At 52.2% G+C, this 24,071-nt stretch carries 16 protein-coding genes and 1 pseudogene; 4 read left to right on the top strand and 13 right to left on the bottom strand.

Annotation, left to right across the window (positions count from 1 at the left end; genetic code table 11):
* Nucleotides 1-42: 42 nt before the first annotated feature.
* The 11 genes and pseudogenes from sigK to AC0YNV_RS15855 all read right to left on the bottom strand — a co-directional run.
* Entirely contained in the window at nucleotides 43-744 is a 702-nt protein-coding gene (gene sigK, locus AC0YNV_RS15905; RefSeq protein ID WP_210037962.1) for an RNA polymerase sporulation sigma factor SigK, read from the bottom strand.
* Between the two features lie 403 nt (nucleotides 745-1,147).
* Complete coding sequence (locus tag AC0YNV_RS15900; RefSeq protein WP_475768904.1) at nucleotides 1,148-2,149, bottom strand: oxidoreductase; 1,002 nt, start codon at nucleotides 2,147-2,149, stop codon at nucleotides 1,148-1,150.
* Nucleotides 2,150-2,179: 30 nt separating this feature from the next.
* Nucleotides 2,180-2,560, bottom strand: a complete 381-nt coding sequence (locus AC0YNV_RS15895; protein WP_475768903.1) for a MerR family transcriptional regulator — start codon at nucleotides 2,558-2,560, stop codon at nucleotides 2,180-2,182.
* 409 nt (nucleotides 2,561-2,969) lie between these two features.
* Complete coding sequence (locus AC0YNV_RS15890) at nucleotides 2,970-9,305, bottom strand: CBM96 family carbohydrate-binding protein (protein ID WP_475768902.1); 6,336 nt, start codon at nucleotides 9,303-9,305, stop codon at nucleotides 2,970-2,972.
* Between the two features lie 298 nt (nucleotides 9,306-9,603).
* Nucleotides 9,604-10,434 (bottom strand): carbohydrate ABC transporter permease, encoded by an 831-nt coding sequence (locus tag AC0YNV_RS15885; RefSeq protein ID WP_475768901.1) that lies wholly within the window; start codon nucleotides 10,432-10,434, stop codon nucleotides 9,604-9,606.
* A 1-nt stretch (nucleotide 10,435) separates the two neighbouring features.
* A complete protein-coding gene (locus AC0YNV_RS15880) occupies nucleotides 10,436-11,329 on the bottom strand; it encodes a carbohydrate ABC transporter permease (RefSeq protein ID WP_379114006.1) in 894 nt (297 codons plus the stop codon).
* A 122-nt stretch (nucleotides 11,330-11,451) separates the two neighbouring features.
* A complete protein-coding gene (locus AC0YNV_RS15875) occupies nucleotides 11,452-12,807 on the bottom strand; it encodes an ABC transporter substrate-binding protein (protein WP_475768900.1) in 1,356 nt (451 codons plus the stop codon).
* A gap of 321 nt (nucleotides 12,808-13,128) precedes the next feature.
* The gene (locus tag AC0YNV_RS15870) at nucleotides 13,129-14,697 is read right to left on the bottom strand and encodes a response regulator transcription factor (RefSeq protein ID WP_475768899.1); all 1,569 of its coding nucleotides are present in this window, start codon (nucleotides 14,695-14,697) and stop codon (nucleotides 13,129-13,131) included.
* Nucleotides 14,675-16,477, bottom strand: coding sequence for a cache domain-containing sensor histidine kinase (locus AC0YNV_RS15865; protein WP_475768898.1), 1,803 nt, complete (start codon nucleotides 16,475-16,477; stop codon nucleotides 14,675-14,677). The genes AC0YNV_RS15870 and AC0YNV_RS15865 overlap by 23 nt, the downstream gene beginning before the upstream one ends.
* Before the next feature lie 318 nt (nucleotides 16,478-16,795).
* Nucleotides 16,796-17,467, bottom strand: a complete 672-nt coding sequence (locus AC0YNV_RS15860; protein ID WP_475768947.1) for a vWA domain-containing protein — start codon at nucleotides 17,465-17,467, stop codon at nucleotides 16,796-16,798.
* A gap of 69 nt (nucleotides 17,468-17,536) precedes the next feature.
* Nucleotides 17,537-18,052 (bottom strand): annotated as a pseudogene (locus AC0YNV_RS15855) (TerD family protein); the annotation flags it as partial.
* 231 nt (nucleotides 18,053-18,283) lie between these two features.
* On the opposite strand from AC0YNV_RS15855, the gene thrC reads away from it, so the two are divergent.
* Nucleotides 18,284-19,681 (top strand): threonine synthase, encoded by a 1,398-nt coding sequence (thrC, locus tag AC0YNV_RS15850; RefSeq protein WP_475768897.1) that lies wholly within the window; start codon nucleotides 18,284-18,286, stop codon nucleotides 19,679-19,681.
* 137 nt (nucleotides 19,682-19,818) lie between these two features.
* On the opposite strand, the gene AC0YNV_RS15845 is transcribed toward thrC, so the two are convergent.
* Nucleotides 19,819-20,706 (bottom strand): DMT family transporter, encoded by an 888-nt coding sequence (locus tag AC0YNV_RS15845; protein WP_475768946.1) that lies wholly within the window; start codon nucleotides 20,704-20,706, stop codon nucleotides 19,819-19,821.
* A 162-nt stretch (nucleotides 20,707-20,868) separates the two neighbouring features.
* Complete coding sequence (locus AC0YNV_RS15840; RefSeq protein WP_475768896.1) at nucleotides 20,869-21,642, bottom strand: hypothetical protein; 774 nt, start codon at nucleotides 21,640-21,642, stop codon at nucleotides 20,869-20,871.
* Nucleotides 21,643-22,140: 498 nt separating this feature from the next.
* On the opposite strand from AC0YNV_RS15840, the gene AC0YNV_RS15835 reads away from it, so the two are divergent.
* The 3 genes from AC0YNV_RS15835 to AC0YNV_RS15825 are packed head-to-tail and all read left to right on the top strand — an operon-like array spanning nucleotide 22,141 to nucleotide 24,026.
* On the top strand, nucleotides 22,141-22,788 hold the full coding sequence (locus AC0YNV_RS15835) for a bifunctional transcriptional activator/DNA repair enzyme AdaA (protein WP_475768895.1): 648 nt from the start codon (nucleotides 22,141-22,143) through the stop codon (nucleotides 22,786-22,788).
* Nucleotides 22,772-23,320 carry a methylated-DNA--[protein]-cysteine S-methyltransferase gene (locus AC0YNV_RS15830; protein ID WP_210037972.1) on the top strand — a complete coding sequence of 183 codons (549 nt, stop codon included), beginning with the start codon at nucleotides 22,772-22,774 and terminating at the stop codon, nucleotides 23,318-23,320. The genes AC0YNV_RS15835 and AC0YNV_RS15830 overlap by 17 nt, the downstream gene beginning before the upstream one ends.
* The gene (locus tag AC0YNV_RS15825; protein ID WP_475768945.1) at nucleotides 23,313-24,026 is read left to right on the top strand and encodes a 2OG-Fe(II) oxygenase; all 714 of its coding nucleotides are present in this window, start codon (nucleotides 23,313-23,315) and stop codon (nucleotides 24,024-24,026) included. Before AC0YNV_RS15830 ends, AC0YNV_RS15825 begins: the two co-directional genes overlap by 8 nt.
* The last annotated feature ends 45 nt before the right edge of the window (nucleotides 24,027-24,071 follow it).

Below are 24,071 nucleotides of genomic sequence, written 5' to 3'. Positions count from 1 at the left end.
ACCCCTTTAGATTTCCCGATGTAACGATCCATCCACGATCCCTTACCGCTTCGCCTTATAAAACTCATGATACAGCTTCATCAGCGCCCGCTTCTCGATCCGTGACACATAGCTGCGCGAGATGCCAAGCTCCTTGGCGATTTCACGCTGCGTCCGCTCTTCCCCGCCGGCGAGCAGACCGAAGCGGCCAACCACTACTTCCTTCTCCCGGTCATCGAGGATATCGAGATTTTTATAGATCTTGCTCTTCTCAATTTTTAACTGCACCCGGTCTGCGACATCATCGGCTTCCGTGCCAAGGATGTCGATCAGTGTAATTTCATTGCCCTCTTTGTCCGTCCCTATGGGATCATGCAGGGACACATCCTTGCGGGTCTTCTTCAGGGAACGCAGATGCATAAGTATTTCATTCTCAATACAACGGGCGGCGAACGTCGCAAGCTTCGTGCCCTTGCCGGTCTGGAAGCTCTCGATCGCTTTGATCAGACCAATCGTGCCGATGGAAATCAGATCTTCCAGATCCTCGCCGGTGTTGTCGAATTTCTTGACGATATGCGCCACCAGCCGCAGGTTATGCTCAATGAGCAGGTTTCGGGAATGCTGATTGCCCTCTGCAAAAAGCCGCAGATGCTTGATCTCCTCTTCTTCTTGAAGCGGTTGCGGAAAAGCGTTGTTTTTCACATAGGAAACGAGCAGCGTTAATTGTTTAATGAACAGTGCGATAGCAGCAAACAAACCAGGCATTGAGCGGGCCACCCCCAAGGTTGAATTGCCGGCTGCGGACTGTCGTCCCCCCACATCCGGTGAACACTGAAGTCTGTTCTACAGTGTATGTAGGCGGCGGCCCATCCGTGCCTGTACGGGGCTTCAGGGACTAAATTCTGTTAAATCGTTCAAAAAAATCATGCCGCATTTCAACCTGCCCTGCTCCGTTTTTAGCACCGCAGCCATTCAATCGCCAGCACCTCAGGCTTCATATCTGTTTATCACTTCCTCCAAGCCAAATGATGGGATGGCGAAACTCTCAGACGATGGTCACCGACACGATTTGACCCTATTGTACCGAAAAAAATCGGCTCTGCCGGCATGCAAAAAAAAGGCTGCCGGAACTATTTCCGGCAGCCAGGCTCTCAAGCAGCAGCTATATTTAAATGGTGAATTTCACCCCGGTTAGATCCTCGCTCAAATTCCACAATTTCTCGGCCGATTCCGAATCCATAGCCCAAGGGTATACACCCGGCTTCCCGAAGAGACTGCCGTCTGCCGGGATAGCCTCGGCGATCTCGACATTCTCGCAATAAACGCCGCCCTGGTTGTCCAATTGCTTGTTGACAGCACACCAGACGATGGTGGCCGCCCCTTCCGGAATGGTCTTTAATTCATCGTTGGTTTCCTTGAAGCCCCGCTCACCCTGCTCGTTAATCGCGCCCATGGCGCGCAGTTCATCATCGGATAGATGGCGAGCCAGCTCAGTCATAATGCTTCCCGGATGGACGGAGAAGGCACGGACGCCATAAGCCTTGCCCTTTTTATCCAGTTCAACAGCAAATAAAGCGTTAGCCGTCTTGGATTGACCATAGGCCTTCCATTTATCATATTCCCGATGCTCGTAATTCGGATCGTTGAAATCAACCTCGGCGAATTGATGCCCCCTCGAGGAGACAGACACGACCCTTGCGCCCTTTGCTTGTTTCAAGGCTGGCCAGAGGCGCGCCGCAAGCTGAAAATGGCCCAGGTGATTCGTCGCAAATTGGGATTCATAGCCGCGTCCGTCAAGCGCTAACGGAGTCGCCATAATACCGGCGGAATGCACAAGGATGTGCAGCGGGCGGCCCGATTCAAGAAAACGCTGGGCGAAAGCGTCGATTGAGGCCGGATTCATCAGATCCAATATCCCAATCTCCACCCCTGGAATACCCGCTACGGAAGCTTCAGCCTTGTCCAGTGTGCGTGCCGGCACAATAACAGTTGCTCCCGCTTCGGCAAGAACACGCGTTGTTTCAAGTCCAAGACCTGAATATCCGCCGGTCACAATTGCAATTTTCCCGCTTAGATTCTGTCCGCCCAGAGCCTCCTGGGCAGTCGTCCTTGGGCCGAATCCTGAATTAATGGGGGCTTGTTTGGTTATTTCATTATTATGAATCTGCATCGTTAATCTCCCTTATAAAGCCGTTATTATTTATATATCTTCAGTTCGCTTGCCTGTCTTTAACGCCTGAAAGTTATCCAGCTTATATTTCAAAATATCCAAAGTTGTCTGCATGTCCGCGAGCTGAGCTTCAATATGCTGCTTATGTGCATCAAGAATGCTGTAGCATTCCTCATAATCTTTTTCTTTTGACCGTGTCACATACTCCAGAATCTTCTTCAGCGACATGTCTGTTCTTTTGAGATGAGTTATGAAAAGTACGCGGTCCAAGTCGATTTTGACATATTCTCTTTGTCCATTTGCCCTTCGCTTGGGTGCTGGCAGCAGGCCGATTTTCTCGTAATACCGGATTGTATCCTGGCTCAATCCCGTCCTCTTAGAAAACTCTGCAATGGCGAAGGTTTCCTCCACTTTCCAATCCTCCTTTCTGCTGTTCGTGATCTAATAAAGGCATAGCTCCTTCATGATACAATCTGGAGTTTACTCCAAGTCAAGTGGATAATTCAACCATATGCTTGAACCGTTCCAGCATCAGGAATAGGACAGACCTGCTGGTTATTTTCCCCGCAAGGTTCTGGATTATTCATCCAACCCCTTCGCCAAACCTATGGACGCAGCCTGGTATCACAAATCGATAATTAGCACGAGCCGCATTCAGATGAAGCCTGATCAGGACAGGTCAGGTTATCTTTCAATTTGTAAAGTCTCCTAAACTGGCATTCCATTTCTCATACCAACCTATTTAAACAAAGCTGCCCCAAAAGTCTTCTAACTTCTGGGGCAGCCGCCCTGCCGAAAGATTCTATTCAGATGTTTGCTTTTAATTGAACATAAAATTATATATGGCCTGAGCGGTTTCGGCCCGCAGCGCAGTGGAACCCGGTTCAAGCCGTTCGCCCGGCTTGCCCTGGATGAGGCCTGCAGCAACCGCCTTACCAACCTCTACTCTTGCCCACGCTGACACTTTCGCTCCATCTTTATAGGCATTAAGCCCGCTGCTCCCGAGCGTCCGCCCTGATTTTAATTCATAGGCGCGTACGATAAGCACGGCCATTTGCTCACGTGTAACCGGCGCACCCGGTGCGAAGGTTGTGTCTGACAATCCCTGCACAAGCCCTGATGAATATGCTATCGCCACATCGGAAGCATACCAGGCATCTGCGGCCACATCCTCAAATGGCGTGCTTTGCGATTCCCCCGTTAAACCAAGGGTCCGCACCAGCAGGGCTGCAAATTCTGCACGGGTTGTGACTGCGGAAGGGTGGAACGCATTCTTATCTGCACCCTCCACAATATGCTTCGCCGCCAATATCTTCAGCGTCCGGTAAGCCCAATGGCTCGATGGAACATCTGCGAATGTTTGATCCAGCTCCAGAACGGCATATGAACTGAAATGCTTCACATTTGCAGAAATCGATTGTGCTGATTTATCCGTCTCGCTTCCTGCATATTCCCACTCTTTAGTTGTCTCGTTGTAATAATAGATACCCAGCAAATCTTCGTCCACGCCCTCAGCCTTATAATGAAGCGTAATTCGGACAGGCTCCGTGAAGGAAGTCAGACGGTGCTCCTGACCGCCAGCATCCCTCAGCTTAATCTCGAATTCATACACCTGGCCGTCCAGCTTCAAGATGGCACTTCGGCCATCCACCGACGCCACACCTGGCTTTTTGTCGGCAGCCTGAACGTTGACGATCAGCTGCGCGCCATCCGGTATAATTCCATCCATGCTGCCGAACTGCTGAATAACAGCGGCAGGGATGCTCATGCTGGCGCTGCCCCGGTTAATCTGCAGTATGCTTGCAGCAGATTGGTTGAGCGCGTCCATCGGCAGCGCCAGCCCGGTTTCGCCATCCGCAAGATTCAGCGATAGTATACCGTCTGTTGAAGGCTGCAGCTCTCTTGCTGCAACAACGCGCACGGATCCGTCGGAAGCAGGCGAGGTGGTCCCTGAGCCAGTGTCGGCCGGTCCTGAGCCCGGATACGGATCTGTACCCGGTCCAGGGTCAGTTCCATCTTCGGGATCTGTACCCTGACCCGGATCGGTCCCGTCTCCAGGCTCCTCCCCGCCATTATTGTCCGGCGGCTGCTGGGCATCCTGTCCATCCAATGCAATATCCATGGTCTGAATGGTCTTTCCGGATCTGGCCTGAAGTTTGAAGCCGCTGTCTCCAACCGTGCTGGCACTTACGGTTACAATGCCCTTGCCGGCGTCGACGCTAACGCCTTCCGGTGCATTTTGCAGTGACCATTCGAAGCTCGATTCTGCCATCTTGTCGTTGTACTGATCAATTACAGCGGCCTGGTAATTGTAGCTGGCGCTGCCGATTGCCGGTGCTTTGACGGATTGGACGCCCGTGATTTCGATCGATGCAGCTTTGCCTGCTTCCAGTGATGCCGGCTTAAGCACCATAATCGCATTCGGCTGCAGTTCGATCTGCACATTGCCGCCTGCGGATTCATAAGCCGTCCCTTTTTGCATATCCACGAGCCGCTCGTCTGACGGGAAATCTGCCTGCGCATTGCTGTCTCCGTTATTGACGGCAACTACGAACCATTTGCCGTCCGGCGCGGTCATCTTGTAAGCCTGAATCTGTTCAGAGCCTGTCGCGAGCTGCTCATTGCCCAGACCCTCCTGAGATTTACCTTTCGGATAGAGGACAGTCAGAAAATTATCTCCTTTTGCCGCCTCGACGCGCACATAATTCAGATTCTGCAGGCCGTCCGCAGCAGGGAACAAATCCGAGCTTCTGCCCAGTTCCACCTGAATCTGCGAGTTCGCCGGCTGCAGAACAGTCGTTTCCAGATCCGTCTCATACAGTCCCGAGGATTCCGCCTTGCTGCCGTTCACAGCGGTTTCCGAGGCAATGACCGGCAGATTGTAACGGGCGCCGTCCGGCGCACCTTTGATCTGATCCCAGATCACATAGGCTTCAATGCCATTCTTCACATAAGCGATATTGCGAGTATGAGTGCCGTTTCCGGTCAGCGACATTCTCGTATAATCCAGAGCGGGGGATGTATAGAATTCCTCCTGCTTGCCTATCCGGGGCACGTCGGCATAATTTCCGTTTACCTTCATCTGCACCGTCGAGTGGCTGGATGAACCGCTGAACCATGCTTTCGAGGCGTCAAAATAACTGGCGACGCCCGGGTCCATCACAAGCGGCGTTTTATTGGCATAGAGGATAAAGGAGCCGCGGTCCGCATGGTCATGCTCGATGATCTTGTCGTTCGCCATGATTGCCAGATAGCTTTCATTCGCACGCTTGAAATTATTGCGGAAAATCAGTATCCCGTAGTCTTTTGTTGCCTGAGAGGACTGCAGCTCAAGCGAAACATTGTCCGTATTCTGAAATTGGGAGGTACGGAAGAAATTTTCGAATATTAAATATTCGCCGGTGTATTTGGCCATCGGTTTGTTGGCGCGCTCCCAGGTTTCATACATTTTAGCCGCAAGCTCTGGATTCATGGCCGCCACTTCATCCACATAATTGCCCAGACCTTCAAAATCGAGGCCACTAGAGGTCACATGGTCACCAAAACCCGGCGTGCCAATGGAATTATTGAAATACGCATATGGCGGCGTCTGTACATTCATCAAGAAATTCAGCATCCGTGTTACGTATTTATCAAACCAGTCTTCCGCCGAGACATTGCGCAGCGCCTTGGCAAAAGGCCCGAAACGCTGCAGCGCGGATTGATGGTACCGGATGGATTCCGGCCAACCGCCGTCTGCCCGGACATTATATTCCATCTGCCCATTCAGCAGAGCCACACCGTTATCGTACCACTGCCGCGAATTCGGAATTTCCGGAATCGCCATGGCCAGAAAAGCAGCGCCGGCGGACATATCCGTCTGCCAGTTGCCGGAGCCCGCCTGCGCTTCAAACACCGTCATCTGGCTGCGGTCGCGAAGATCAGTGAAATCCCTCAGCAGATAGTCGAGCTGCTGCATGAGCAGCTTCTTCTCCTCTGCCGTGAACAATCCGGGAACATCCTTGATCATCGAATAGGAGGCGGCGATGGAAGACGCATTCCGTCCCCCCTGCACAGCGCCGTAAGCATCGTTATTGTCAGGCCTGCTGCCTGTCGTCAGCCAATATTGAACGCCCTGGAGGAAATCGTTCGTGAAATACTGGATGCTCAGCTTCGCTTTCTCCGCATATGCCGGATCGCCGGTTACGGCATACACGAGGGCCTGGGCCTGCATATTCAGATTGAAGCCCTCGCCGGCAAGGCTGGATTTGACTTTTCCGCTGGAGGTATAAGAACCAATAACGGCTCCGCTTGCATCCTTGAATTTGACAACGACATTCAAGCCGTTGGCTTTGAATCTGCCATCAATTTTGGCGCTGTAAGACAGCGTGTAGGAGCCTGGAGCGAGGGCAAAATCCTTCTGCAGCTGCCAGGAGCCCTGATCGTTTGCGGTCGGGTTCTCCAAATAAAGAGAACGGGAGCCTTCGCTGCTGTAATGTGCGCGGTCTTCAATCTTCAGGACAGGACTACCGCTTACCGCAACCGGTTTCCAATCTGCGGGCCCGGTATCGCCGGCTTCAAATCCCGGATTCGGTATGTCGGCGGTGCCAGAGGTTGTATTGGAAGCAATGGCCAGCTTGTCAACCCAGGCATGTCCAAGTCCCCCCTGCTCGTTCTCGGATGAGGGCAGCGAGATTTCAATGGCTGCCGAAGCCGTATTGGCAGGCGCCGTAAAGCTCTGGTTGGCGATATTGCTCCATACGGTGTATTTCGCATTAATTGCCGCGTAATCCGGCTCCTCGGTCATGACCAGATCCTTCATGGCTTGAATATCCGCCACAGACATCTTGTCTGCAATTTCCTTGATTTTCTCATACTCGGTTTTCCATGGCTCTTCCTTCACGCTTTCGCGCAGCTTGGCCATGTCTTCGGAGCTGTAGAACAAGGTTGAGCCCGCATCGATGTCCGTGCGCAGCACCTGGGCACTCCGCATATTACGCGCTGCATCGTACACCTTTACCAACGCTCTGCCTGTCGCCATTACATCTGCGGTTGCCATTGAGGCTTGGGCTGTGCCAATTGCCGCCTGAACCTCATCCAGTGCATGCTGCGGATATTGACCGACACCGTTTCCAACCGCTGCGCCAGCTAACAGTTCATTGGCATAAGCGGCGACCTTATCGTATTTGCTTTGCAGATTGGCTGTGTCCACTTCGTCGGTTACCACCTTCAGCCTTGGGCGGTAAGCCGCATTTGCTTCCTCTTTGGAATAAAACTCGCCTGGATAGGCCGATGCCGGATCCTGTGTAAGCGTCAGGCTGATGATGCCATCCTTTGATTTCTCGGCGTTTACGCTGTCTGTAAGAGGAACGGAGGCATTTGCGTTCTTCCCTCCCAGATTGAAGGAGCCGATTTGGACGCCCAGCTTGACAGCATTATTTTCCTTCGGCGCATTGCTCCAATTCAGCGTTCCTTCCTGCCAGCTGTCATTGTCCTGCACATACAAGTAGATCTTATTATTGTCCGTTTTCTTGTTGGATTCCTGAAATTCGGCGGAAAGAATGTTTCCTTGTACCGCATTCAAGTCGAATTTGAAAAATCCAATCCGCCCTGCGCTTGCCGTGCCGCTTAAGATGATAGAACCCGCAGATCCCGAAATAGTGTTCGCAGCTCCTGAATTGATGAAGGTATCGTCGGTTGGCGGCAGTTCTGTCTTCTTGTAGGTATCGAATAAAATATGCTGCTTCTTATACCAATCCAGGGCCGGCTTGAGCCCGTAAGTAGACTGTCCATAGCCCGTTACCATTGTATTGTATTCAATCGCGGTCCGAATCAACTCGTCCGTCCGGTACTGCATAAATTCGCGGTTGGAGACGAAAGGCAGCTGGTATGTACCGTCAAGCACTGATTGTGCCTGATCGATTTGATCCTGGAGCGCCAGCTTATCCGCTTCGGTATAATATTCAGGCTGAACGAGCAAGGCAGCTTCCGCTTCCCATACGTAACCGGTCAAATCGCTGCGGTATTGCGAATAGGCTACCGAATTCGTTTTGGGATCCGTTACGGCATCAGACAAATGGGCCGTTCCGATAAAGGTTTTTCCGGCTTTGGTCAAGCTGGAGATCGCGGAACGATAATCCGTATTGGGATCCGCAAGCGCTGCCTGCGCCTGATCAATAGCCGCCTGGAAAGCCGTCATGGCATCCTGTGGATATTGCCCCGCTTCAGTCCCTGCCGCAGACTGGTCTGCCCACTGGTGAGCGAGGGCGATAACATGCTCCAGATCTGTTTTCAGACTCTGGTTCTGAAATTTGAGCTTCGGAACGATGACCGTGAATTCCTTCGTGTCCGACGCGTTCTCATAGGCGATAACTGCCGTCAGTGTCACGGTCGCATCCTGTGAATCGGACGCCGGCCGCACAACGATACCCTGATCCGTAATTACCTCCGGCAAGCTGGATGTCCAGGTGATCGTTGAGCCATTATCGCCTGCTGCCGGCAGCAATAAGCTGCTTGTTACCTGCTGGCCGTCTGTAAGTCCGATTGCAGCCATATCCAGCGATACTTTCTCTTCCGGAGTAGCCGACCGGGCAACCGTAACATTCAGAACCGGCCGAGTCGCCGGATCCGCCGCACGGGTCGAGTTGAACTGACTCGGATTCGTGCCGCTGACGTAGTCGATCATCAGTGAGAGGGTTCCGTCTCCCTGCGCCTCGGCTGCGATCTGCGGGGTCAGATCAATAGAGGTTTTGGCGTTCTTGCCCGGCGATGGGAATTGTGCAATCACCCCGCCATTGTTTGCCTGATTTTGAACCATTGGGCTCGTGTCGTAGGTAATCGCATCCGTCCAGCCGTCATATGTAACCTGGGTCACAGAGAGCACATTGGAATTGCTATCGTTTTGCATAAGGCTCAGCTTCGCATCCTGTACCGTCATGCCGGCCAAAGCCGACAGATCAAATTTCAGGTACGTGACCCGCCCGTTGCCCACGATCAGATTCGGATCGGTTTTATAATTTTGTGTATTATTGGGACTTTGCTTTACGAACACATCCACAGCTGGTTGAATGGTTGTGGTCTCGTTGATGCCGGATTCCGCCCCTGCAATAGAGGGGATCCAGGAAAACATCGACATGGTCATCGCGAGCATCAACAGCCTCGAAATCTGTTTTTTCACTTTTCCTGCCTCCTGTAAAATTTAATAGAACGCTTTCAAAAAATAAGTTCCTTCCCTTCAATAGGGTTGATAATGCGTAAATTAATATATCATAGATGCAAAATCTACTGTATGCGCTTTCTTTGGGCATAAGTGAACTTTTTTTAGGTAGAGTGTACGCCGCAAAATTGACCGTTTTAAACAGAATTGCTGCTTCCTGAAATAATAAAAAAACAGGAGCGCGGAATCTGCTGTCAGATTCCGTACTCCCGCTTCGTAAGACGTTGGCGATATGGCATAGCGTATTCCTTACATGCACCTATCCCTTTGTCGCCCCCGACGAGATCCCCTTCACAAAATACTGCTGCAGGAAGACAAAAACGACGATGAGCGGTAAAATCGCGCAGACCGTTCCGGCGAACACGATGTCCCAGCGCGATGCGAACTGGTCGACGAAGGAGAAAATCTCCACATTGATCGTCTTGGCGCCGTTACCCGGAAGCATCAGCAGCGGAAGCAGGAAATCATTCCATATGCCAATGCCGTTGAGTACGATCAATGTGGCTGTACAGGGCGCGAGCAGAGGGAAAACGATGCGCCAGAAAATCCCCATCCGGCTTGCTCCGTCGATTTGCGCCGCTTCCTCGATTTCCCGCGGCACCCCTTTCAGAAAACTCGTATAAAGCAGAATGCCGAAGCTGATGGAACCGGCGACATAGATGATGATCGGGCTCGATAAATAACCGTAAAGCCCCAGCCAGTTGATCTCCCGGAACAGCGGTACCATGTAGATCTGGAACGGGATCATGAGGCCCATCAGGAAATATAAATAAAGCAGATTGCTCAGCCTGGATTCCTTGCGCTCCAGTGCGTAAGCTGCCATCGGGATAACGAGAATCATGCCGATGATCGAGGTGATGGTCAGGTATGTGGTATTGAAGATCGCCTGTACGAATTTCGTTTCCTGAAACAAGAACCGGAAGTTGTCCAGATAGAGACTGGTCGGCAGCTTCATGGAATCGTTCAGAATTTGCCCGTTCGTTTTGAAGGCGGAGATAAAGCTGAAATAGAGCGGAAACAGGAAGATCACCGACAGGACGACAAGAATGAGCATTTGCAGGACTTCCCCTGCCCGTTTGCGGTTCGCCAACTTAGAGCTGCACCTCCCGTTTGCGCAGAATGAAGGTTTGGATGGCGGTGGTGATCAGAATCAGCGCGAACAGACCAATGGCGAGCGCCGTGCCAAATCCCTGCCGTCCTTCGGCGAATGCGACCTTGTATATAATGTATGTCATTGTTTCCGATGTAAAGCCGGGTCCCCCGTCCGTCATGACCGCGATTTGGTCAAATACTTTGAGACCGTTAATGAGCGCAAGCGTCATACAGACGGTTACGGCACCCGCGAGCAGCGGGAAGGTGACATGGCGGAACTGCTGCCATCTGTTTGCTCCGTCAATACGCGACGCTTCTCCCAAATCCTGCGGCACGCCCTGCAGAGCGGCCAGATAAATGATCATATAATAACCGGCACCCTTCCAAACGGTGGCGACAATAATCGAAATCATCGTGTAGCGCTGATCGCCGAGCCAATCGATTGCCCATGATTCAAGCCCGAGCTTCGTCAGAATCTGGTTGATGGCGCCGAAGTTGAAATTATAAAGGATGGTCCAGATAAAGCCCATCACGATCCCGCTGATCAGCACAGGCAAATAAAATACGCTGCGGAAGAAATTTTTGAACCACCGCACCTGATCGACCAGAACGGCCAGGACAAGCGCGACGATATTCTCCAGAATCATCAGGCTTACAGTCAGAATTATCGTATTTTTAAATGCATTATGAACCCTGTCGCTATCGATCATTTCCTTATAATTCGCAGCGCCGATAAAATTCATCGTTGCCGGATTGACGCCGTCAAAATTCGTAAAGCTGTAATAGATGCTGCTGATGGCCGGTGCGACGATAAATCCGGTGAACAGCAGGAAGGCCGGCAGCAGGAACAGGTAATAATGAAGGTCGAAGCGGGCTTTCCTATTGCTCTTCACGGTTGAGTGCCCCCTCGGTAATCGCTTTGTTTGCAGTCTGGTTTCCCATCGCACTATTCTCCCCTGGATCAAGCCCCTCCTCTTCCAAATAAAGAAGGGGCCTTATGAATCCGGTTCTTTTTTTAGGTTTGATTTTTCGCTTTCACTTCTTTATCCCACTCTTCGTCCGCCATTTTCATCGCGTCCTCGACGGACGGCTTGCCGGTCGATACCCACTGCTGCGCGAGCTTGTAGAACCAGTCGCGGAACTGCGGCGGGATTTGGTTCTCTCCCCAGAAGCCGTTAATCGTCGCCGATTTCTTGACATTGGGGTCAGCCATAAGATCGATGACCTTTTGCAGCTGCGGAGAGGCCTCGTAGGTTACTTTTTCTTTTGTGGATGGAATGGCGTTGGCGCTTTTCAGGTAATTGCCGTATTGCTCAGGCGAGAAGAAGAATTTTACAAATTCCGAGAAAGCAGCCGCTTTATCCGGGTCCTTCGCCGCTTCCGCCGACAGCGACAAGCCTTGCGGCGACAACAAGCCGTTCACAACAAGGTTTCCTTCGCGGTCAGGCAGCGGGAAGAAGTCGAATTCGAAGCTCGGATCCGCTTCTGCAATGGTGGGAAACATCCACGGTCCGGAGTACAGCATGGCCGCTTTACCGGATGTGAGCAGAGAAGCCGTCTGGTTGTCGGCGGTACTGAGCCAGCCTTTATCCACAAAGCCTTTATCGAACAGCTCCGTGAAATCCTTCATGGCGCTGACAACATTGGCGTCCGTGAAGGACACCTTGCCCGCAGAACGCTGAGCGTTCCAGTCCGGGTTCTGGATAAATACTTGATCCATCAGGTATTTATTGACCCAGAATCCCATATGCCAGACATCCTTGCCGCCGATGACGATTGGCGATACGCCCAGATCCTTGATTTTCTGAGTGTCGGCCAGGAATTCATCATACGTCTTCGGCTCTGCCGTAATGCCTGCCTTCTCGAACAAGGCTTTGCTATAGATGATGCCGTTCGGCGCTACGCTGGTGAATGGAAGCACGTAATACTTGCCATTTACCATCGGGGCATTATCGATCAGGTCCACCAGGTCGCTTGGCAGCTCTGCCAGCTTGCCGGCGTCCGCATAAATTTGCGTGTCGCGCATCTCCAGAAAATCCGGAAATTCGCCAACGGCGTCCTTGGTCTTCAGAAAGTCGGCATAGGGGCCAGAGCCGGAGGGCTCCTGGTTGATGGTGATGTTTGGATGCGTTTTTGTAAATGCGTCCACCGCATCGGAAATCGCCTGTTTCGTAGCAGGGTCGCCTCCGGCGTATACGAAATTCATCGTCACTTTCTTATCGGCCTGCTCATTTCCCGCAGCGGGCTGATTCGCGTTTGACGCCTCATTGCCGGAAGTGCCGCCATTGTTCCCGCTGCTTCCGCAAGCGCTCAGGACCAGCGAACAGCTGGCCACTACGGCCAGAAGCGTGTAGGTGAATTTTTTTCTCATTTCTTTAAAAGCCTCCCTTTTATCACATATGCAAGAATTCATGCGGTTTGCCGATGCGCGCTGTCGGCAAGGACATCCTTGTTGCTTCTTAAAAGTACCATACACGGCAAAGCGCTTAAATGCGGTTTTTCGAGAGCGGTATGCAGGTTTTTTTGGAACATTCATTGGCAGACTGAAACGAACATGCCAAAAACCCCCTCGGGCGAGGGGGCCGCAGCTGATTGCCGGCTTTCCTGCAGTTTCATAACGCGCCTCTTCCGGGCGTTCGTCTCTGGCGGACATGACGGGGGCCGCTTAAGCATGCGCAGCAGTCGAATGGCGTTACCGGTACTCGTTCGGCAGCTTGCCGTAATGCTTTTTGAACATATCGCTGAACTGCCTGGCATTGTTGTAGCCGACGCGCTCTGCAACCTCATAAACCATACTGTCGGTTTGCAGAAGCATGCGGAGCGCATGCTGCATCCGGATTTCCGTCACATACTGCTTGAAATTCTGGCCGGTATGCTTCTTGAAAAAGCTGCTGAAATAGGATGCATTCATATAGACGAGCGCCGCCATCCTCTCCAGGTTAATCTCCTCGGCGTAATGCGAGGCAATGTACTCCCTGACCTGCTTCAGCTGCGCCGCCTCCTTGCCGACGGACCTGCCGGAATGGGTTTCCTGAAGACGTTCGAGCTCCAGCCGCACGAAGTTGCCGAGCTCATCCAGCGTCTCGAAGCCCCGCAGCTTTGGAGCAAGCACGCTCTCATCTCTTGCCTCGGAGATTTTGCCCAGACGGAACGCTTCCCGGTAGCATGAAATCAGAGTCGTCAATCCAAGCTGCACCGCATATTCCCGGTTGCCCCAGGAGAAGGAGCGGACCGCCTGCAGCCAGCCTGCGAGCAGCAGCTCCCTGTCCTCCGCCCGGTCGGCTCCCATAGCCTTGACGAGCTCGGACTCGAGCTCCTCCGGAGAGCGCATCGCCCGCGGAGGCGCCGCAGGCAGCGCGGCATCGGCAAACACCCGGTTGCCGCCGACGAAAAATTGAAATGCGGCCGCATCTTCCGCCCGCTTATAGGTTTCTCCGAGCCGGTCCAGAGAATCCGGCCCCGCAGTGCCTACGGCAGCATGGACTTTCAGGAAGCGGTTCAATCTCTCCAGCATACGCCGTGCAGCCGTCTCTGCCTCCTGAGGGCTGAACGCGACAATCGCATAGATGCATTCCCGTTTCGGCACTACCCAGCCCACACCGATTTCCCGGACCGTATCCTCCATAACATTTTGCGCTGCGAACTGCAGCAGCTTCCATTCTCCTTCGGCCCAACGGCCCGATGTCTCGGGGCTTTCATCCGGCTTTACGAGGATAACCGAGATGCACTTCCCGGGATGCCTCCCGGCGAGTTCCCGGGCTGTTTCAGCCAGATCGCCGAGCCGCTCCCGGTCGGTCAGTCGTTCGAACAATTCACCGATGCGCTGCTGCTGCTGCTGCTGCTCGAACACCTGCAGCCGGCTTTGCGCCGTTACCTGTACGGTAGACTCGCGAATGAGCGCCGCCGTACGCATCACGACCTCCTCAAGCTTGGCTCTGTCGACTGGTTTAACCAGATAATCGACGGCGCCGTACGATACAGCATCCTTTGCATACGAGAATTCCTGATAAGCGCTGATGAAGATAACCTTGGTCGACAGTCCGCGGGACTGGATTTCCTTCAGTACGTCAATGCCGGTCATGCCCGGCATCGATATATCGGCAATAACAAGACTCGGCAGGCTCCGTTCGATCGAGCTCAGCAGCTCCCTGCCGTTATAAGCCTCCCCGATGATTGTAAAGCCGAGCGATTCCCAGTCAATCAGCTTGGCCAGCCCGCGGATAATGTACGGCTCGTCATCAGCCAGCAGAACGTTTAGCATGGTCGGTCTCCTCCTTCACAAGCGGTATGCTGAAGCGGACGGATGTGCCTACATAGGGAATGCTGTTGATCGCAAGGCCATAAGCGTGGCCAAACAGGGAAGAGAGACGGTCATGGACGTTTTTGAGTCCTACATGAAGCCGTTCGCTGTCCATGGGCAAGCCCTTCAGATAGCTCGACAACTGATGCAGCTTGCTCTCCTCCATTCCAATACCGTCGTCAATGACGGTTACCGTGAGGCGATTCTGGTCCGTTCGCACAATATTCACGCGGATCTTCCCCCATCCGCCATTTGGCAGGATGCCATGCTGCACCGCGTTTTCGATCAGAGGCTGAATGGACAGCTTCAGCATCGGCGAGCTTAAAGGAATGTCTTCATCCATGTTAATTTCGAGCTGAATCGTGTCGTCGAAGCGGATTCGGATAAGACGGAAATAGTTCTGGACATGATCCATCTCCTGCGCAAGCGTCACCAGATCCTCTCCGTAATCGAGGACATATTTGAGCTGATTGGAGAGAGAATGGATCATATCGGCCACTTTCATATTGTCGCTCGTCACTGCGCACATGCGGATTACTTCCAGCGTGTTATATAAATAATGGGGCCGGATCTGGCTTTTCAGTGCATTCAGCTCCGACTGCCTGTTGCGGATTTCCGCCAGATACGCCTCTTTGATAAACTGTTCGAGCTGTTTGGCCATCCGGTTGAAGCCATGGGCGAGCTGGCCGATTTCATCCTCCGACTTGACCGGCACCTGTATATTCAAATTCCCCGACTCCATCTTGGTCATCTGACGGATGACGTTGAGAATCGGCTTGGTGAACCGGCGCGAGAAAACGATTGCAAGAGCCACAAGCAGAACAATGCAGCCGCCCAAGGCGAAGACGAGCGCATCCTGGAATTGAGACAACCGGTTGTTCATTTCCTGCTTGGAGAAGCGCCCCTTAAGCATGAGGCCGATGCTGGAGATGGGCTGATCGTAGGCGATCGTCATAGCGGGATCACCTTCCTCCGCCCGCGGATCGGCGGGCCTGCCGATATCCTGGCCGTGATTTTCGTATACGACGGTGCCGCTCGACGTTTCGATCCGGATGATATCCTTGTCATTCAAATTGATATCCGCAAGCAGATTGACGAACACATTCAAATCCACATCGAAATACAGCGTGCCGAGCACATGCGGGTGGCCTTCCAGCGTTGTGCTCTTGTCGATCAGATTACGCGCGAACGTGACAACCTGCCGTTTGGAGCCGAAATAGTACTGCTCCGGATGAGTCGAGAAGAAGCTCAGCCCTTTCAAATTGGTTTTGACTTCTTCCCCCCAATTGAGACTGCGGAATTCAAATTCCTCAAACAGCTTGGACTGCCTGCTTTGTGTATAGATCAAGTCCCTGCCTTCATCGATAAACAGGGCGTTCTGAATATACCGGTCGGAGCTGATGATTGTTTTCAGAAAATCGTCCATAACGGTGTTTCGCTGCGCGTCCGCTGTTACACCTGTCGCATTCAGCACATCGTACAGCTGATTGTACCGGTCCGGGTTCGTATACATCAGCTTGGACAGGTTATCGTATTCATCGATCACCTGGTTTGAATTTTTGGACAAGTAAAGCATCATCTGCTCCAGATTGCTTGTGTTGTAACGCTCCGCCTGGGTGGAGAATGAATCCAGCAGCCAATAGCCAAGCGATGCGATCGGGATGGGCCCGACCAGAATAAAAGCGAGACTGAATTTGATAAAAATGCTGCGCCGTATCGAAAGACGCCAACCTGCATGCATCTATAGCTGTCTCCTTCCCCCCGGTAATCAATAAGAAAACGATATCATTCTCAAAATTTTTCTATAGTGTACCAGAGTTGCCGGGGTTTCGGCTATATGTCCGGGAACGGTTGCTGAACAGGCAGTGGAAAGAGTGGCTGTATCCGGCCCATGCATATGCTCAAGAAGAAACGATATTTTCGTCCTTTGGAGGTACAGCAAACCTCCTTTCGATTACATATAATATAATTATTGTTAAATATTAACTTTTTTTGCATTTTAAAAGAAAATCCCGCCAATCGGCGGGACAGGAATTGCGAATAAGGTCTTTCCATTTCATCAGGAGCGAATAATCCGTTTCTCCCTGGCAGCCGCAAGCCAGCTTGGAAATTCATTCAAAAGCTGCTCATACAGCATCTCGTCAGATATCGCAGCGATATCGTCCAAATGGAAGAAGCTCGCGTTGTCCACGACTCTCCCTTCCATTGTATCGAGCTGCTTCAGCACCTCAAAGTTCGATTGGCCGATGCCGACGAACTGCCAGAAAATCGGCTGCACCGAAGCTGCGGTAATAACTTTCCTGGTGGGCCTCACAACACCGCCATCGTTAATGAATATGATGAATACGGGGGTCCCGTCGTCCTCTTCCACCGTATATTTGCGTATGACATCCTCCATAACCGGCGGCTCATTATTGCGGCCAAACTTATGGATGGCCGTATTATCCAGAATATGTTTTTGCACATAATCGCCGAAATCACTTTCCGTCACCGAAGGCAAGCGGCTAAAATGCGTATCATATACCCAAACATCAAGCGCTGCATTATCATCAAATTTGCAGGCAACCGCCAAGATGCGCTCAACCACTTCCTGCACGGTCCCATTTTTATATAAAGCCTGCATGGAGCCCGTGATGTCGAGCACAATTCCCACTCTGGCCACGACATGAACCAGCTTCTTCTTCTCCAGAATGATCTGAACCTGCTTTTTGCGGAGATCAATCGGCTTCATTACCGTCTCTTCTGCTGCAGCAGCAGCCTCGGAGACCGCAGGCTCGATCTCAAGGCCGAAATTCGTACATAACGCTGCAAGTCCCCCGTAGAATCCGCTGCCAATGGCATTAAACTTCCATTCCCCATTATTCCGGTATAATTCCCCGACGACAACAGCCGTTTCCCTGGTATACTCAGCGCCGTAATCAAACCGCAGCAGCTCTTCTCCCGTACTTTCATCCACGAGCCGGACATACAAGCCCGATACCTCCTGCATAAAATGGCCCAGCCGCTCACCCTCATGAATCGTGACGGTAAACGCAATTTTCGATGTTTGCGCCGTGATGCGGGCCAGAGACAGGGTAATGGATTCCTTGTCTGCCGCATCCATCGCTGCATGCGAAACAGCTCCGTTCCCGGCAGCCGGATTGCCGTAAAAGATGAAATCCTCATCCCTCTCGCAGCGGCTGCGGTCCGAAAGCAGAAAAGCGGCAGCATCTATGCTCATTGATGCTTGCCTTGTTGACCAGCCGAAACGCAGGCTGATTGCGGCAAGCTCCCGTCCCTTTGTAACGTCTGCCTTTTGTCCCTTCGATAACAGCATGCTGACAGCCCCTTCCTGAATACGATAATTGCACTTTGAGAAACGCTGTCCAATCCTGTATGATTAAGGAAAATCTGCTCTTATTATAGCTGATTTTGGCGTGCGAATATATGCAGATGCTGTCGCCCGGCGGCTGGCTTTGTTTCGGATACAGCCTTTTTTATTTGGGCAAACGATGATATGATTTTAACTAACTATTGACTACTTGTTCGAATGCAGGAGGAGACACGGATGGAGTTTATCAGTACAAGAGGGAATGTGGGCAAAATAGGGTTTATCGATGCGTTTATGATGGGGCTCGGCGATGACGGCGGCCTTCTGGTGCCGCATGAAATACCGGTCGTATCGGCGGAAACACTGAAGAAGTGGCAGGAGCTCAACTATCAGGAGCTGGTGCTGGAAATATTCGCGCTTTACACGAACGGGGAAATTCCCGGGCAGGACTTGAAGGAGCTCGTCCATGCCAGTTATGAGACATTCCGTGATCCGGAAGTAACGCCGGTACGCAAGCTAAAGGATGATTTGTACCTGCTGGAGCTGTTCCACGGTCCGACCTTTGCTTTCAAGGATATCGCCCTGCAGTTCATGGGCCAGCTATACACGTATGTTGCAGCGAAGCGGAACAAGAAGATTCACATTCTTGGCGCAACCTCGGGCGATACCGGAGCGTCAGCTATCGAAGGCGTGAAGGGCAAGGAAGGAATCAAAATTTGCATTCTCCATCCGCACGGCAAAGTCAGCAAGGTGCAGGAATTGCAAATGACGACGGTATTGGATGACAATGTGCTGAATTTGTCGGTCGACGGCAATTTCGACGACTGTCAGCGGATGATCAAGGAGTTGTTCGCCGATCTGGACTTCAAGGCCGCCCATCACCTTGCCGCGATCAATTCGATTAATTTCGTGCGGATCATGGCGCAGACCGTCTACTACTTCTACGCTTACTTCCAGGTAGCGAAGCAGACGGGCGCGAAGCAGGTCAGCTTCAGCGTTCCAACCGGCAACTTCGGCGATATCTTTGCGGGATATTTGGCGAAACGGATGGGACTGCCGGTAGGCAAGCTGATTCTGGCGACGAACGAAAATAATATCCTGGAGCGGTTCGTGCTGGAGGGCGTGTACAAACCGGGAGATTTCCGGGCGACGTACAGCCCGTCGATGGATATCCAGGTCGCAAGCAACTTTGAGCGCTACCTGTATTATGTGCTTGACCAAGATGCGGCGCAAATCCGCCGGCTGATGGATCAGTTCAAGGCTGATGGCGAAGTCGTCATCTCCGGCGAAGCGCTCGCCAAGGTACAGGCGGAATTCGGCGCGCATGGCGTACAGGGGCAGGAATGCCTGAACACGATCAAGCAGTATAAAGAGGCTGCCGGTTATCTGCTCGATCCTCATTCCGCCTGCGGCGTTGCGGCAGCGGACAAATATAACGGGGAACCGGACCAAATCATCATTTCGCTGGCAACCGCACATCCGGCGAAGTTTAATGAAGCCATTGAACTGACCGGGATCGAGCAGCAGTTCCCGGAGCAGATCGCGGCGCTCTTCGAGAAGCCGCAGCGTCAGACCCGCGTAGACGGCTCGCTGCAAGCGGTTGTCCGCGAGCTGGAAGCTTTCTATACAGGCTGAAAAAGAAGCGGCTGAAGCCGTCCTCTGGCGGCAGAGCATAATGACATTTTAATGGACCTGAAAGGGGCTGCGGCGGAAGGGAATTCCTTCTGCCGCAGCCCCTTTATTCAGGATAACCGGATCTTGTAATAGATTAGTCAGGGTTTTGGTTCCTTGCCGTAACGGATGAATACATAGACGCCAACCAGAATGAACAGCCCGGCAATCACCTGGAGAGGCGTCAGAAATTCATCAAGCAGCAGCCAGGCCAGAATGGAGGCTCCAACCGGCTCCCCCAGAACCGCCATCGATACGGCAGCCGCGTTCATATACTTCAGCAGCCAGTTGAACAAATAATGGCCGAACAGCGTCGGAACCAGGGCCATCAGCAGAAAAAGTCCCCACTCCTTTTGCGGGTACCCCCAGAATGGAAAATGATGAAATCCGTTATAGACGGCAAGCGAGCTGGCCGCGAATGCAAACACCCAAAAATTGTAAACATAAGCGCTGATATGTTCCCGCAGGACCTTGCCCAAGAGCATATGAATGGAGACTGCAAGGACGCTGAGAAAAGAAAGAAGATCTCCATACAGGGCTGATCCGGATAAACGAAAATCGCCGACACTTATGGCGAATGAGCCGACAAGAGCGATCCCCATGCCAATCAGCATCACCGGGTTCGCACGTACCCGAAAAAAATAAAAGGCCCCCAGCATGACCACAATGGGCTCGAGTGTCAGGAAAATCGTGGAACTGGCAACGGTCGTATATTGGAGAGATCCCATCCACCATAAAAAGTGCAGCCCCAGCGCAGCCCCCGATACCAGAAGCAGCCCCCACTGCCGGAGAGTAAGCCGGGCAATTTCCCCTCGATATTTCCAAATTAATGGGAGAAGAATCAGATTCGTCAGAAACAGCCGATACATCGCTATGACAGAAGCCTCTGCCTGCGACCATTTAATAAAAATAGCGGAGAAAGAAATGGCAACAATACCTAGTACATAAAGAAAATCAACAGCGTATGCGTTTTTCCTCAAGGGGTTCAATTTCAAATTCCTTTCTCTAAAACCTGTAAATAGACTGGCACAGCAAGGCACAAAGCTATTAATTCGCTAAAAGAGATGTGAAACCCTTGTTTTAAAAATAACTTAAACAGCGTTAAAGCGGCTGGCCGGCGCCAGTCGCTTTAACGCTGTTGCTGTCATGAACTACTTGATTGTAATCGCCGTAATGCTTCCGTTGGTTTTAAAGTCTTCCGTATAGGATATCGTGGCTGTCGCCGTGACTATACCGCCCGGTCCCTTGACGGTAATGACAGGATTTGAAGAGTAACCCGCTCCCGCATTCGTGATCTTCACGCCTGTCACAACTCCATTGGTAATGATTGCGGCGGCTGCCGCCTGCGTTCTTGTCCAGACTTCGCCTTTGCTGCCGTTATAGCGGTAGTAGTTGGACACCTCGTCCAGACGCTCATTGGTCATTCCATAGGAGCCAAGAACCTTAAGGAGAGCCGCTTTGTTTTGCCGGGCTTCTTCAGCAGTTGGTCCGCCGCTGCCCGCCCCTGCCGGCGTTACTCCACTGAAGGCTTCCCGAAATACTTCAGTAGGGACCCCAAGCGCCGCCGCTATGAGCACAACCGGTCTGCCATGATCCACAGGGTCGGTGTCAAAACCGCCTGAGATGACTACGGATGTATCTCCATTTTCAGCCGTGGTGCCATTGGTTGTGCCCGCTGACGTTTCGGTGTCGGTGTCAGCAGCGTGTGGTGCTTTTACGCCTCCGGCAGGCGGCACAGATGCTTTAACGCCTTTGGCAGGTCTAGAGGTCGAACCGCCTTCTGCGTCGCATATTCTTTTATCTGCTTCGTTCCCGGTGTTGACGTTCCCTGCGGGAGCCGCCTTGGATGCAGAAACAATTATGGCAGTGCTTGAGCTGACAACTAGAAGAATACCCAGTGCAGCGATCATCTGTTTTGTCTTCATTGTATAATCTCCTCTCGAATGTTGGTTCACTATCAATTTAATACAGGCATGTGTCAGCAATAAGTCCTGATTGCGAGAAGAAACGGCTATCGCCGTCCTTTCGGCGGCGCAGTTCGTTTCTTCCCTTAGACCTTATAGACATGTACAGAAGTGAAACTCATACATGCTATAAGGCGAGAAGAAACGGCTGTCGCCGTCCTTTCGGCGGCGCAGTTCGTTTCTTCCCTTAGACCTTATAGACATGTACAGAAGTGAAACTCATACATGCTATAAGGCAAGAAGAAACGGCTGTCACCGTCCTTTCGGCGGCGCAGTTCGTTTCTTCCCTTAGACCTTATAGACATGTACAGAAGTGAAACTCATACATGCTATAAGGCATGAAGAAACGGCTGTCACCGTCCTGCCAGCCGATAATTTCGTTATCTTGCTGTTCTATTCCAAAAGACGTACAAACGCCCGTTCCCGGGGTTATACTATTCGTAGAGGTGGTGAGTCATAATGACCAATAATAATAGACAGGCGCCTGAGAAGCTGTCCCGCCGTCCGGATGATGACGCCAGCCTGTCATCCCCGGAAACAATTACCGATGAAAAATGGCAGGCGATCATCAACAATGACGCTTCTTACGACGGCCAATTTTTTTACGCGGTCAAGACCACGGGTATATTTTGCCGGCCCTCCTGCAAATCCAGACCGCCAAACAAAGAAAATATCGGTTTATTCCAAACCGCCGAGCAGGCGTTATCCGGGAAATTCCGCCCCTGCAAAAGATGCAGGCCTACCGGACAGCGATTGCCGGATGACGAATGGATTTCGGTTGTGACCGATTATATCGACCGAAATTACACGGAAAATTTGACACTGGACGTTCTCGCAGCGATCAGTCACGGCACTCCTTATCATCTTCACCGGACGTTCAGGAAAGTCACGGGCATGACACCGGTGGATTACATCCAGCATAAACGGATCGAGCAGGCCAAGGAACAGCTCTGTACGACGACAAAGGCCATTGCCGATATCGGTCTTGGCGTCGGCTTGAGCAATACGTCTTATTTTATAACCCTGTTCAAAAAGAAAACCGGCTTCACGCCGGCAGGCTATCGTCAAACCATGAAGGAGGCTATTGGAAATGGAAAACAAAACTAAAACAGCGGTTTATTGGACACTCTTAATCCATGAGGATTGGAGCCTGCATATCGCAGCAACTTCGGAAGGGCTTTGTTTTGTGGGCTCGCAAAATCATCCCCTCGAGGAATTGTCCGATTGGGCAAAAGCCCGCATACCGGGCAGCGAGCTCATTCGCGATGATGAAAGGCTGCTGCCCTATGCGGCTGAGCTGATCGAATATCTGCAGGGGACGCGCACAAGCTTCACAGCTCCCTTTGACTTTCCGGGAACGCCATTTCAATTAGCGGTTTGGAACGCCCTTCGCAGCATTCCTTACGGACAAACCAGATCCTATTCGGATATAGCCGATCAAATCGAAAGACCCGCAGCCGTGCGTGCGGTCGGAGCCGCCATTGGCGCGAATCCCGTTCTGATTACAGTGCCCTGCCATCGAGTAATCGGCAAGGGGGGAGCTTTGACCGGCTACCGCGGAGGGCTGGACATGAAAACAAGGCTGCTGCAATTGGAGCAGGATGGCGCGCTCGCTGATGGAGAAGCACGGCATGCATGACCGCCTCAGGGAACGGATAACCGGTCTGGATTGGTTCTCTCTTCACCGGTCGTTGGATGAACACGGGTATGCGAAGCTTCCTTCCATGCTGACTAAAGCGGCATGCACTGAAATCATCGGCACTTATGGGGAAGACAATCTCTTCCGCAGCACCATTGATATGGCCAGATACCGGTTCGGAATGGGGGAGTACAAATATTATGCCGCTCCCCTTCCGGACTTGCTGCAGCAGCTGCGCGAAGCCCTTTACCCGGAGCTGGCAGCAGCAGCCAACCGCTGGCTTGAACAGCTGGGACATGCTCCCGCATACCCCGGAGAGCTGGCGGATTTTCTCGATCAATGCCATCGGGAGGAGCAGATGCGCTCTACCCCATTGATTCTCCGGTACGAGGCCGGGGGCTACAACTGCCTGCATCAGGACTTATACGGCAAGGTGTTCTTTCCCTTTCAGGTCGTATTCGCTCTCAACCAGCGGGAAACGGATTACACGGGCGGAGAGTTTCTGCTGGTGGAGCAGCGGCCGCGGGCGCAGAGCAGAGGACATGTCATCACGCTGGAGCAGGGAGAGGGTCTTATTTTCCCGACTAATCACCGGCCGGTTTCGGGAACGCGCGGTTATTATAAAACCACGCTGCGGCATGGCGTCAGCACGGTGGCATCGGGAACCCGATACAGTCTGGGTATTATATTTCACGATGCTAAATAGGAATTGTCCAGGATGCGCTGCCCCATATGGAAAAATGCAAGAAGA

The organism is Paenibacillus sp. JT31N11 (genome assembly GCF_056269285.1).
The sequence above is the reverse complement of the archived record's forward strand: the minus strand, read 5'-3'. Positions and strand labels throughout refer to the sequence as shown.

Bases quoted from the DNA above. Each gene is read 5' to 3' on its own strand.
- AC0YNV_RS15900 (WP_475768904.1), bottom strand. From the start codon at position 2,149: ATGCAGATTCATAATAATGAAATAACCAAACAAGCCCCCATTAATTCA.
- AC0YNV_RS15830 (WP_210037972.1), top strand. From the start codon at position 22,772: ATGGAAAACAAAACTAAAACAGCGGTTTATTGGACACTCTTAATCCAT.
- sigK (WP_210037962.1), bottom strand. From the start codon at position 744: ATGCCTGGTTTGTTTGCTGCTATCGCACTGTTCATTAAACAATTAACG.
- AC0YNV_RS15870 (WP_475768899.1), bottom strand. From the start codon at position 14,697: ATGCTAAACGTTCTGCTGGCTGATGACGAGCCGTACATTATCCGCGGG.
- AC0YNV_RS15865 (WP_475768898.1), bottom strand. From the start codon at position 16,477: ATGCATGCAGGTTGGCGTCTTTCGATACGGCGCAGCATTTTTATCAAA.
- AC0YNV_RS15825 (WP_475768945.1), top strand. From the start codon at position 23,313: ATGCATGACCGCCTCAGGGAACGGATAACCGGTCTGGATTGGTTCTCT.
- AC0YNV_RS15835 (WP_475768895.1), top strand. From the start codon at position 22,141: ATGACCAATAATAATAGACAGGCGCCTGAGAAGCTGTCCCGCCGTCCG.
- AC0YNV_RS15840 (WP_475768896.1), bottom strand. From the start codon at position 21,642: ATGAAGACAAAACAGATGATCGCTGCACTGGGTATTCTTCTAGTTGTC.
- thrC (WP_475768897.1), top strand. From the start codon at position 18,284: ATGGAGTTTATCAGTACAAGAGGGAATGTGGGCAAAATAGGGTTTATC.
- AC0YNV_RS15875 (WP_475768900.1), bottom strand. From the start codon at position 12,807: ATGAGAAAAAAATTCACCTACACGCTTCTGGCCGTAGTGGCCAGCTGT.
- AC0YNV_RS15860 (WP_475768947.1), bottom strand. From the start codon at position 17,467: ATGAAGCCGATTGATCTCCGCAAAAAGCAGGTTCAGATCATTCTGGAG.